12 protein-coding genes are annotated in these 10,767 nt (G+C 62.0%); 6 read left to right on the forward strand and 6 right to left on the reverse strand.

Annotation, left to right across the window (positions count from 1 at the left end; translation table 11 throughout):
• Positions 1–45: 45 nt before the first annotated feature.
• The 3 genes from VNQ78_RS02685 to VNQ78_RS02695 are packed head-to-tail and all read right to left on the reverse strand — an operon-like array spanning position 46 to position 2,586.
• Positions 46–903, reverse strand: coding sequence for an HpcH/HpaI aldolase family protein (locus VNQ78_RS02685; protein ID WP_325686318.1), 858 nt, complete (start codon positions 901–903; stop codon positions 46–48).
• A 24-nt stretch (positions 904–927) separates the two neighbouring features.
• Positions 928–1,695 carry an SDR family oxidoreductase gene (locus tag VNQ78_RS02690; protein ID WP_325686320.1) on the reverse strand — a complete coding sequence of 256 codons (768 nt, stop codon included), beginning with the start codon at positions 1,693–1,695 and terminating at the stop codon, positions 928–930.
• A gap of 21 nt (positions 1,696–1,716) precedes the next feature.
• The gene (locus VNQ78_RS02695; RefSeq protein WP_325686322.1) at positions 1,717–2,586 is read right to left on the reverse strand and encodes a GntR family transcriptional regulator; all 870 of its coding nucleotides are present in this window, start codon (positions 2,584–2,586) and stop codon (positions 1,717–1,719) included.
• Positions 2,587–2,608: 22 nt separating this feature from the next.
• Here VNQ78_RS02695 and VNQ78_RS02700 point away from each other — a divergent pair, with 22 nt between their 5' ends.
• The 5 genes from VNQ78_RS02700 (at position 2,609) to VNQ78_RS02720 (ending at position 9,180) form a co-directional block, all read left to right on the forward strand.
• Positions 2,609–3,823, forward strand: a complete 1,215-nt coding sequence (locus VNQ78_RS02700; protein ID WP_325686324.1) for an ABC transporter substrate-binding protein — start codon at positions 2,609–2,611, stop codon at positions 3,821–3,823.
• Between the two features lie 103 nt (positions 3,824–3,926).
• Positions 3,927–4,799, forward strand: coding sequence for a branched-chain amino acid ABC transporter permease (locus VNQ78_RS02705; RefSeq protein ID WP_325686326.1), 873 nt, complete (start codon positions 3,927–3,929; stop codon positions 4,797–4,799).
• Between the two features lie 6 nt (positions 4,800–4,805).
• Positions 4,806–7,325 (forward strand): branched-chain amino acid ABC transporter ATP-binding protein/permease, encoded by a 2,520-nt coding sequence (locus VNQ78_RS02710; protein WP_325686328.1) that lies wholly within the window; start codon positions 4,806–4,808, stop codon positions 7,323–7,325.
• A gap of 13 nt (positions 7,326–7,338) precedes the next feature.
• Positions 7,339–8,247, forward strand: coding sequence for a 3-hydroxyacyl-CoA dehydrogenase (locus VNQ78_RS02715; protein WP_325686330.1), 909 nt, complete (start codon positions 7,339–7,341; stop codon positions 8,245–8,247).
• Positions 8,248–9,180, forward strand: coding sequence for a 3-keto-5-aminohexanoate cleavage protein (locus VNQ78_RS02720; RefSeq protein ID WP_325686332.1), 933 nt, complete (start codon positions 8,248–8,250; stop codon positions 9,178–9,180).
• Positions 9,181–9,379: 199 nt separating this feature from the next.
• Here the strand turns inward: VNQ78_RS02720 and VNQ78_RS02725 are convergent, their stop codons facing one another.
• Genes VNQ78_RS02725 through VNQ78_RS02735 form a run of 3 tightly spaced genes read right to left on the reverse strand, consistent with a single transcriptional unit; the run spans position 9,380 to position 10,194 of the window.
• Positions 9,380–9,835, reverse strand: a complete 456-nt coding sequence (locus tag VNQ78_RS02725; RefSeq protein WP_325686334.1) for a carboxymuconolactone decarboxylase family protein — start codon at positions 9,833–9,835, stop codon at positions 9,380–9,382.
• A gap of 19 nt (positions 9,836–9,854) precedes the next feature.
• Complete coding sequence (locus tag VNQ78_RS02730) at positions 9,855–10,043, reverse strand: cupin domain-containing protein (RefSeq protein ID WP_325686336.1); 189 nt, start codon at positions 10,041–10,043, stop codon at positions 9,855–9,857.
• A complete protein-coding gene (locus tag VNQ78_RS02735; protein WP_325686338.1) occupies positions 10,015–10,194 on the reverse strand; it encodes a hypothetical protein in 180 nt (59 codons plus the stop codon). Before VNQ78_RS02735 ends, VNQ78_RS02730 begins: the two co-directional genes overlap by 29 nt.
• Positions 10,195–10,285: 91 nt before the next feature.
• On the opposite strand from VNQ78_RS02735, the gene VNQ78_RS02740 reads away from it, so the two are divergent.
• On the forward strand, positions 10,286–10,767 hold a 482-nt coding region (locus tag VNQ78_RS02740; protein WP_325686340.1), incomplete at its 3' end, for a GntR family transcriptional regulator.

Here is a 10,767-nt window from a genome sequence, read left to right on the forward strand (position 1 = left end):
GGCTCTTGGGAAAGAAGGGCCTTAGCCGCTCCATCTGCGCCTCGCTCAGCCAGAAAAAATTGCCCATCGGTCAGTTCTCCTTGCGGAGCCTGAAACACGCCAAAGGCACGAAATCAATGGGTCTGGAGCCTGGGACGGCGACGGCAACAGATCACGTTCTGCAGCCGTTCGGCGCGCGCCGTCGATGATGAGCGAAACATCATTGGGGCCAACCACTAAGCGATATCCAAGCGCCCATAGATCGCTCCAACTTCGTCCGGCCCCGATGATCGTGGCCAACGGCTTGCCAAGGCCCGCGGCCGTTTCTTCGATCCGCTTGATCAGCGCCTGCGGGGCAGGATCGAGCGTCCGCTCCAGGTGGTCAATCGAGCCAGCCAGATCATTTGGGCCGATGAACACCATATCCACCCCCGGCACGGATACGATCTCTGCAAGGTTCTCGACGGCTTCGGCATGTTCACATTGCAGTATCAGCAACAGCTCCTCCGAGGCCTCTTGCCGCGCATACGCCGCGCGCGATCCCCAGCCCGAGGCGCGGATGATCGGCGCACAATAGCCGCGATGACCCAGGCCCGGATAACGTGCGGCGGCAGCGATGGATCGCGCCTGAGAGGCGGTGTTCACGAATGGCACGATCAGCGACCGGAAGCCTCGGTCAAGCACCTGCTTCAAGATGGTGTCCGATCCGTCGGGGACGCGCAGGACCACCTCGCCGCCTGCCGCCTCGACCGCGCGGGCGATGGCGACCCAGTCCTCGATCCCGCCGCGGCCATGTTCGCCGTCGATGACCAGCACCTTCCACCCGTGATGGACCAATATCTCGGCAATGTCGGGACTGCCAAGTTGAACCCATGCGGCAGCGATCTGCTCGCCTGCAAGGATGCGCTGTTTCAGGGGGTTCATACTCTCTCCTTCAGATCGACATTGTCAGGCCAGCATCTGAGTATCGCCGCAGACCGAAATCGCCTGTCCAGACACAGCCGCCCCGCGTCGACTGGCCAGATAGATGATCTGATCCGCAATCTGCGCGGGGTCGACATAATGTCGGATCGACGTGAACGAAAACGCCTCTGCCTCTACCTCGGAGACGCTACGACCTTGAGACTGCGCCTTGGCCTCCAGAACACGACGCTGGCGGTCACCGGCGACCAATCCGGGCAGTATCGCGTTGACGCGGATATCGTCCGGCCCCAGTTCGATCGACAAGGATTTCGTGAGGCCGATCACCCCCCATTTTGCTGCCGCATAGGGGGTTCGCAGTTTGAACCCCACCCGACCCGCCACTGAGGACAGGTTGATAATCGAGGCGTTTGCGCTCGAGCGCAGGGAATCGACGCAAGCGGCGCAGGCAATGAACTGACTTGTCAGGCAAATGTCGATGCACTTGTGCCAGGAGGTCAGGTCGATGTCCTCGATCCGCGCGGTGGGGCCAGCAATGCCCGCGTTGTTGACCAGACAGTCCAGCCCACCAAGCGCGGTGATTGACGCGGCAAGAAACCCGCGCAGGGCCTCTGCATCGCCCACATCGATGTGCTGGCGAAACACCGCCGGGGGCAGAGTGTCCAGCGCCGCGCTATCAATGTCGCAAGTGGCAACCTGTGCGCCTTCGGCCAGAAACGCGTCGACGATCGCACGTCCGATGCCGCTGGCACCCGCAGTCACGATAACCCGCAAGCCCTTCAAGTCGAGATCCATCCCTCACCCTTTCTTACCTTATCAGTCCCGCAACACGTCTCTCGAGAGGATGAACTCGGCTGCTGAACGGATATCCGCCTTCATCGCCCGTGCCGCGCCTTCACCGTCGCGGATACAGAGTGCGCGGACCAAATCCGCGTGATTGCTGATCGAGGCGGCATTGCGCGTTCGACGCGAGGCCTCGCCCAGATCCAACGTGATCACCGGCCCCGCCTTGAGCCACATTGTCGAAATCACATCGCGCAAGACCGGTGATCCGGCGCCGTCATAGATGTGGAAATGCAATGTCTTGTTCGCGCGCACCGCATCGCGGCTGTCCCCGCTTGCCAGTGCCTCGCAAAACCCCCGTTCCAATTGGCGCAGCTGGTCCAGTTCCGGTACGGACATGCGCTGCGCCGCAAGCGATGCGGCCCAGGTTTCGTTATGAATGCGCACCTCGGTCAGGTCGCGGAAACCGGCCCGTGTCATCACCGGCACCGCCACCGCGCGATTGGGGCTGCTTTCCAGCGCACCTGCGGCGACAAGTCGGCTGACGGCATCTCGAACCGGCATGACCGAGACACCCAGACGTTCGGCCAGATCGCGCATGGACATCCGGTCCGCAGGCCTGAGTTGTCCCGAGAGCAGCATTTCCGAAAGAATGCCATAAACCTGTCGCGCCAGCGGTTCTGGGCGTTCCGGCAGGGTCGCAGCTGTGGGGTGGAGCGTCATTGATCCGGCTCCTTTCCCGCTCAAGCTGACAATTGTGATCTCAGTTTGCAAGCGATAAAGCCGCAAAACATTTGACATATTAGAATCAACGATAAACTGTGATCTCAGATTGCGGCAATTGGGAGGTTGCAGCGATCTTGCTTCGGACAGAGGGAGGACTGTTTCAATGAGCCAATCCAAGATCGATCGCCGCAAATTTTTGATGACCGGAACTGCCCTTGCCGTGGGTTCGCTGGCCGCGCCTGCCATTGTGCGGGCGCAAGACGGCCCCATCATTCTGGGTCATCTGACGCCACGAACGGGCTTCCTGGGCCCCTTGGGTGAGTATGCCGTCATGGCGGTTGATCTCGCGGTGGACGAGATCAACGCTGCCGGGGGCATCGACGGACGACAGTTGCAGGTCATCAAGGAGGACTCGGTCAACCCTCAGACGGCCTCGACCAAGGCCGAGCGCATGATCGAGCGGGACAAGGTTGCCGCCATTGTCGGAGAGATCTCGTCTGCCTCGGCGCTGACGATCGCCCAGACTGCCGAGCGGGCCAAGCGGTTGTTCATCAACACCGGCGCCAATTCCGATGCGCTCCGCGGCAGCGACTGCAAGCGGCATATGTTCCACGTCGAGACGCAGAACGTGATGTACGTCAATGCCGAGGGTCAACATCTGTTGAAGAACGGTCTGGTCGAGGGCAAGAGTTGGTATCTCCTGACTGCCGACTATGCCTTCGGCCATGATCTGTCGAAGGGCGCCAACGCTTTCCTGAAACGCAATGGCGGCACATTGGCGGGCGAAGATCTGATCCCGACGGATGCCACCGACTTCTCATCTTTCATGCTGAAGATCCGCGAGGCCAAGCCGGATCTGGTGGCGCTGAACCTTGCCGGCACGCAGATCACCAGCTTCTTCAAGCAATACGGTGAATTCGGACTGGAGTTCCCGCTGGGGGGCTTCGGCTTCGACACTGCCTCAGCCTGGGCCGCAGGTGCCGAGAATTTTCGCGGCACCTGGCCATGCGTCTGGAACCACCAGATCCAGACCGAGAAATCGCAGGCCTTCGTCAAAGCATTCTCGGACAAATACGGTAAGCCGCCCGAAAATCAGGCCTGGGGCGACTACATGGCCATCCACATCATGGCGCAGGCCATTCGCGAGACCAAGGGTACCGACGCCGCTGCCATCATCGACTATTTCGAGTCGCCCGAGGCAAAGTTCGACATGATGAAAACCCGCGAAGGCTACTTCCATCCCGAGAGCCACCAGCTCTTGCAGGAAATCTACGCGATCACCGCCTTGCCGCCGGACGAGGCCGAGAATGAATGGGACATCTTCACGACCTCCGACCCGCTACCGGCACCCGATCAACCGCTGGAAACCCTGATCGCCGATGCGGTCGGCGGCGTTTGCAGCTTCTCGTCCTGATGGGGCTTTTCCTGCCGCGCGCCTCTGCGTCGCGAACGCCCACTCATGACGACCTGGCGGGGCAAGCATTGCCCCGTCCTCACCCAAGCCGGGATCGCCGAGCATGTTTCTGTTCCTTTCGCAGCTTTTGAACGGGCTGCTGGATGGCTTCTATTATCTGCTGATCGCCATCGGTTTGTCGCTGATCTTTTCTCTCGGCGGCATTGTGAACCTCGCGCATGGCGCGTTCTTCGCCATAGGCGCCTATCTGGCGATCGTCGTCACACCCTACACGGGCTTCTTCGGCGCCGTCATCATCGTGCCCCTGCTGGTGGCAGGTCTTGGCATGATTACCGAGCGGCTTCTCTTTACCCGCTTCTACCGCGCTGATCCGCTCTATTCGCTGTTGCTGACCTTTGGACTCGCGATGGTGATCGAACAGGCGCTCCGCTGGTATTTCGGATCTGCACCCCTCGCCTACAACATCCCGCATATCCTGCGTGGGCAGGTCTTCTTGGGGGATTTCATCTATTCGCGCTATCGCATCTTCCTGATCGCTGTCGCGATCGTCGCGGTCTCCGGCCTGTGGCTTTTGCTGAACCGCACGGCTTTCGGGCGGATCGTGCGGGCGGGAATCCAGAACCCGGACATCCTCGCCGCGATGGGCATTTCCCTGCGTCCCTATCTGTCGGCAGTCGCGGGTATCGCAATCGGGCTCGCAGGACTTGCCGGAGTGCTGATGGCGCCCATCGTGCCCGTGCATCCCGCCATGGGCGCCGAGGTGCTGACCGCAGCCTTCGTCGTGGTCGTGATCGGAGGGCTGGGCTCGTTCTGGGGGGTGGTCTGGGCCGCGATGCTGGTCGGACTGGTCAAGGGGCTGGTGATCGCCATCGGACTGCCATCTTGGTCGTTGGCCGCGATCTATCTGCTGATGTTCCTCGTCCTGCTGCTGCGTCCGCGGGGCCTGATGGGAGAGCGCATTCTGCGCTTCGAGTGATCCTTGATGACCAGAAATCTTTTGATCCATCCACTTCTCGTCGCGATTGTCGCCGCGGCGGCTTTGCCTGCGCTGATGAATGCCATTGGCCTCACGACCACCTCGGCGGCCGAAGTGGTCATCTATGCCCTGGCCTGCATGGGGCTGAACCTGCTGGCGGGCTATACCGGCCTCGTGTCCTTTGGTCATGGTGCATGGTTTGGTCTGGGCGCCTATATCGCGGCACTGGTTGCGCTGGCACTGCCGGGCCACGCCTTCGTTCTGCCGCTTCTGGCCGCAATTGCGCTGACGGGTGTGGTGTCGGCAGGCTTCGGCTGGCTGATGTTGCGCCGGCGTGGGGTGTATTTCTCGCTGATGACGCTGGCGCTTTCTGCCTTGGGCTTTACGGTCGCCTTTCGCTGGACTGCCGTTACCGGGGGCGAGAATGGTCTCGGCGGAATCGAGCGTCCGGTCCTGCTCGGCATCGACCTGAACGACAGCATGAGTTTCTATATCGCCATCGTCTTGCTGTCCCTTGTCGTGGTGGCGCTGCTGTGGCGGTTGGTCAATTCGCCACTGGGCCACGTCCTCGAGGCGATACGCGAGAATGAGACCCGCGCCACCGCTCTTGGCTATCGGACGCGCCGATACAAGCTGGCGGCCTTCGTGATCTCAGCCAGCATCGCGGCGCTGGCGGGGGCGCTCCTGCTTTACAAGAACCGCATGACCTCTGCCGAGCCGATGTCCATCATCTTTTCGGGCGAACTTCTGGCCATGACGGTAATTGGCGGCATGCGCGGCTTCCTCGGACCGGCGCTGGGGGCTCTGTTCTATATCCTGTTTCGCGAATACCTGTCGATCTATACCGAAAACTGGCTGTTTTGGTTCGGTCTGGTGTTCATGGGCTTCGTGCTTTTTGCGCGCGATGGGCTGATCGGCATCGGCCGCCAGATTGCGGCGCGGCTTTTCCCCGGCCCCGACCTGGCCGCTGCCATGGCCGATCGCAAAGTCGAGGTTCTGCCTTTGCCCGAGATGCTCCGCGCGCAGGGCGACCCTGCCGGTTCGGTCCTGAAGGCCACGGATATCGTCAAGAGCTTCGGTGCCTTCAAAGCGGTGGATGGCGTCAGCATCGACGTGCGGGATCGCAGTCTGCACGCATTGATCGGTCCGAACGGCGCGGGCAAGACCACGGCCTTCAACCTGCTGACAGGAATGCTGACCCCGAACAGCGGCAGCGTGACCCTTGCTGGTCATCAGGTCGCCGGCCTGCCGGCCGACCGCATCGCCGAGATGGGCATGGGGCGCTCCTTTCAGATCACCAGCCTGTTTCCCGATCTCTCCGTGCAGGAAAATGTCCGCCTCGCCCTTCAGGCGGGCGATCCCGCACGGATGAATCCGTGGTTGCGGGCCGACCGCATCGAGCGCATCAACAATAAAGCCCGCCAGATCCTCGCTTGGGTCGGGCTGGCCGGTATGGAAGGCGCAAAGGCCGGATCGCTGTCCTATGGCGGCCAGCGCCTTCTGGATCTTGGGCTTGCGCTGGCGAACCATCCGCGTGTGCTTCTGGCAGACGAGCCGCTCGCCGGGCTTTCGGTCGCGGAGCGCGAGCGGGTGGGCAACCTGATCAAGCAGGTTTCGGCCGATATTCCGGTCCTGCTGGTCGAACATGACATCGATCGCGTTTTTTCGCTGGCAGACCATGTGACCGTCATGAACGAGGGCAAGGTGCTGTTGGACGGGACGGTCGCCGATGCCCGCGCTTCGGACAAAGTGCGCGAGATCTATATCGGCTCGGGAACCGCCGAGGTTGCGGCCAGCGCGCATCCCGGCGTGATCGGCGAAACTATCTGCATGCTCGACAACGTGAACGTGCATTACGGCAAAAGCCATATCCTTCACGATGTCGGATTTGACATCCGCAAGGGTGAAATCCTGGCGCTTCTGGGTCGCAACGGGGCCGGGAAATCCACCCTGCTGAAATCGATGATCGGAATCGCGCCGGTCAGTTCGGGTTCGATCCGGCTGGAAAACCATGAGCTGGCCGGGCTTGATCCCGCAACCATCGCTCGCGCAGGCATCGGCTACGTCCCGCAAGGCCGAGGCCTTTTTGCCGGGATGACGGTGCGCGAAAACCTTGAACTCGGCCGCCTCAAACGCCGCACCGGCTCGGGCAGCCATTGGAGTGACGAGCAGATCCTCGAGTTCTTCCCGCGTCTCGGCGAACGGATGGAAACCGAAGCCGATCGCCTGTCTGGAGGCGAACAGCAGATGGCCGCCGTGGCCCGGGCGCTGTCAGGCGATACGCGCGTGCTGCTGCTGGATGAGCCGTTCGAGGGGCTGGCGCCCGCAGTGGTCGAGCAGCTCTTCCACAGTTTCGACAAGCTGCGCGAACACCTGTCTATCGTCATCGTCGATCACAATCTCGATCTGGCTCTGGCGCTGTCGGATCGCACGGTGGCGCTGGAAATGGGCCGGGTGTTCCATGACGGGCCTTCGCGCGCGCTGGCAACAGATATTGAACTGCGCCGCAAGGTGTTGTGGCTTTGAGGAGAGTATTCGGATGACCAAAATCGCCATTGTCGGAGCCGGCCTGATCGGCCGCTCCTGGGCCATGGTTTTTGCCCGCGCGGGGTTGACGGTCCGGGTCTGGGACGCTGATCCGAATGTGTTGGCGCGGCTGGGCGATGATATCGCCTCGATGATCCGCGATGCTGGTGGCGACTCGGCCATCGCGGGGCGCATCACCGCCTGCGCCACGCTGGCCGAGGCACTGGAGGGTGCGGATTGGGTGCAGGAGAACGGCCCCGAAAACGCAGAGATCAAGCGCGCGCTCTTTGCCGAAATGGACCGTCTGGCAGCGCCCGGCACGATCCTGGCCTCATCCAGCTCGGCATTGATGCCCTCGGTCTGGTCCGACGGACTGGCAGGGGCGGCGCGCTGTCTGGTTGCGCATCCGGTCAACCCGCCGCATCTCGTCCCCATCGTCGAGCTTTGCCCTTCACCCCAAACCTCACCTGAAGTCATGGACCGGGCCAGCGCCTTGTTTCGCAGCGTCGGTCAGGTACCCGCCCGCCTGTCGCGGGAAATCGAGGGCTTCGTGCTGAACCGCTTGCAGGCTGTCCTGCTCGCGGAATCCTTGAGCCTGGTCGAGCAGGGCGTGATTGATGTGCAGGGGTTGGACGACACCATCCGACATGGCCTTGGCCGCCGCTGGGCCTTCATGGGTCCGATGGAGACGATCCTGCTGAACGCTCCGGGCGGCGTGCCGGACTATATCCGTCGCTATGGTCCGATGCTGGCACAGCTGACGGATAGCGCCGCCCGCGGCGAAGCCTTTACCGAGAGCGCTGGCCAGATCGTGGCCGATGCTTTCCCGCAATCCGATATCCGCGCGCGTCAGGACTGGCGTGACCGGGAACTGGCGGCGCTTGACCGCCATCTGCGCAGCCGCTGCGAAAGGAACGATTGAATGGCCAAGCCTCGCAAGACGATCATCACCTGCGCCGTGACGGGCGCTATTCATACGCCCTCGATGTCGGAATACCTGCCGGTGACCGCATCCGAAATAGCCGAGGCTGCGATCGGTGCAGCAGAGGCCGGGGCGGCCATCGTGCATTTGCACGCACGCGATCCACGGGACGGTCGGCCCGACCAGACGCCCGAAGCTTTCGAGCCTTTCCTGCGCGTCATCAAGCAACGCAGCGATTGCGTGGTCAACATCACGACCGGCGGAGCGCCCACGATGACAATTCAGGAGCGTATCCGCCCCGCCGCGACCTGGAAGCCCGAGGTCGCATCCCTGAACATGGGCACGATGAACTTTGGCCTCTTCCCGATGCTGAACCGCTTCGACGGCCAGCTGAAGCATCAGTGGGAAAAGGATTACTTGGGCAATCGCGATATCGTCTTTCGCAACACCTTCGGCGACATCGAGCACATTCTGACCACTTTGGGTGCCAATGGCACCCGGTTCGAGTTTGAGTGCTATGACAGCGCGCATCTTTACAACCTGAAGCATTTCCGTGACGCCGGAATCGTCAAGGGGCCGCTGTTCATCCAGACTGTCTTTGGCCTGATGGGCGGCATCGGCGCTCACCCCGAGGATGTGATGCATATGAAGCGCACCGCAGATCGGCTGTTCGGCGATGAGTATCGGTGGTCGGTGCTGGGCGCGGGCAAAAACCAGATGCCCATTGCCGCCATGGCAGCGGCCATGGGTGGGCATGTGCGTGTCGGCCTGGAAGATTCACTGTGGAACGGGCCAGGCCAACTTGCGCGCAGCAATGCCGAACAGGTGAACCGCGCGCGGCAGATCATCGAAGGTCTGGGTCTGGCAATCGCCACCCCTGACGAAGCCCGCGAGATCCTTGCTTTGAAAGGCCCGGAAACCGTAGCCTTTTGACCCGAGGCGCTTGACCGTCCCCGGAACCGCCTTGCCTTCGTGGGCCGGGCGCTCTGGGGAACGCGCCTTGGTGACGTCCCCGCCCATCTTCACGATACGCAATGATGGCAGCTGGCTCGACGACGCGGAAGGCGGCGTGATCGCCCCCTTCGCGCCGCGGCCTCCAGAGCGACCACGCTACCGAAAGGGTCGCACTTCGCTATTTCTTGACGGCCGCCTGGGGCGTGTTGCGAAAGCTGATCGCCATGCGGTTATAGGCATTCATCAAGCTGATCGCGATCGTGAGGTCGACCAGTTCCTTCTCGTCGAATACTGTGCGTGCGGCCTGGTAAGCGTCATCGGGGACGCCGGTTTGGGCAACCCGCGTCACCGTCTCGGCCCAAGCCAGCGCAGCGCGCTCGGTCTCGCTGAAAAGATCGCCGCCTTCGTCCCATGCTTGCAGCAGAGCGAGCTTTTCGATGGGCACCCCTTTCTTGGTGAGATCGCGCGTGTGCATGTCGAGGCAAAAGGCGCAGTTGTTAATCTGCGATACCCGCAGATAGACAAGCTCCACCAGTTCGGCCGGCAATCTGCTCTGCACGACATAACCATACACGCCCCCGAGTGCCTTGGCGCCGTTCGGAGAAATTTGGTTATAATCCAGTCGTTTGGTCATCTTTCTTAATCCTTTTCAGTCACCTGACAGGTGTGGTCAGCGGGCTGTCACCCGTATCGAGAACGAAAACTGCCAGCAGCTTCGCCGGGGCGGTCTTGCTTGCATTGCGGCTGACCGAATGACGCGCACCCGGCGGTTCGGACCAGCTTTCGCCGGCCCGGTAAATGCGCGTCTCACCGTCATTCACCCGGCGCGTAATCGACTTCAACCACGATCATCGACTTGCCGGGGATATTGGGAATCGCGGCCTCGAAGCTCGGTCTAACGGTTTCTGCCTCGACGTCATCGGCGTCGACTGCGGTGGCCATCGAGAAGGCCATGGCCGTACAGGCAGTGGTGACAATGGTTCGAACCTTCATGGGCCTTCTCCCTTTTTCTGCACGGAAGATGCCTCTCTTCTGGGTCAGAAAAAAGAACCAAAAACGCAAAAGAATAGTGTACCACAGCAGTATGACCAAACCCCTGAACCTCAGCGTCGATCGCACCGCCAGAGTACCGCTCGCCGAGCAGATCCGGTATGGCATTGCGGTCGCGATCGAACGCGGCGTGCTCGAACCGGGCACGCGCTTGCCCTCCTGGCAGGATCTTTCCGTGCAGCTCGGTGTCGCGCGGGGAACCGTGCGGGCAGCCTACGAGAAATTGAACGCAGCCCAACTGATCGTCGCATCACGCGCGACCGGCACCCGGGTCGCCGCCCGTCCTCGCGCGGTGGTCAAAAGCGAGCCGCGGCCCGATCCCGGCTCGTTCCTCGAAACCTATCAGGAGATGACCCAAGGCCCCGCCTTCTTCCAGATGGGCGTCCCCGCGCCGGAGACCTTTCCGGCAACGCTCTTCGCACGTATCCGCGCAAACGCTGTCCGGGCCGAAGCCAGCGCGGCACAGATCTACCCGGACCCGCGCGGCGAGCTCGCGCTCCGGCGAGAGATCGCGGG

The organism is Paracoccus sp. (in: a-proteobacteria) (assembly GCF_035556475.1).
Classification (GTDB): Bacteria; Pseudomonadota; Alphaproteobacteria; order Rhodobacterales; family Rhodobacteraceae; genus Paracoccus.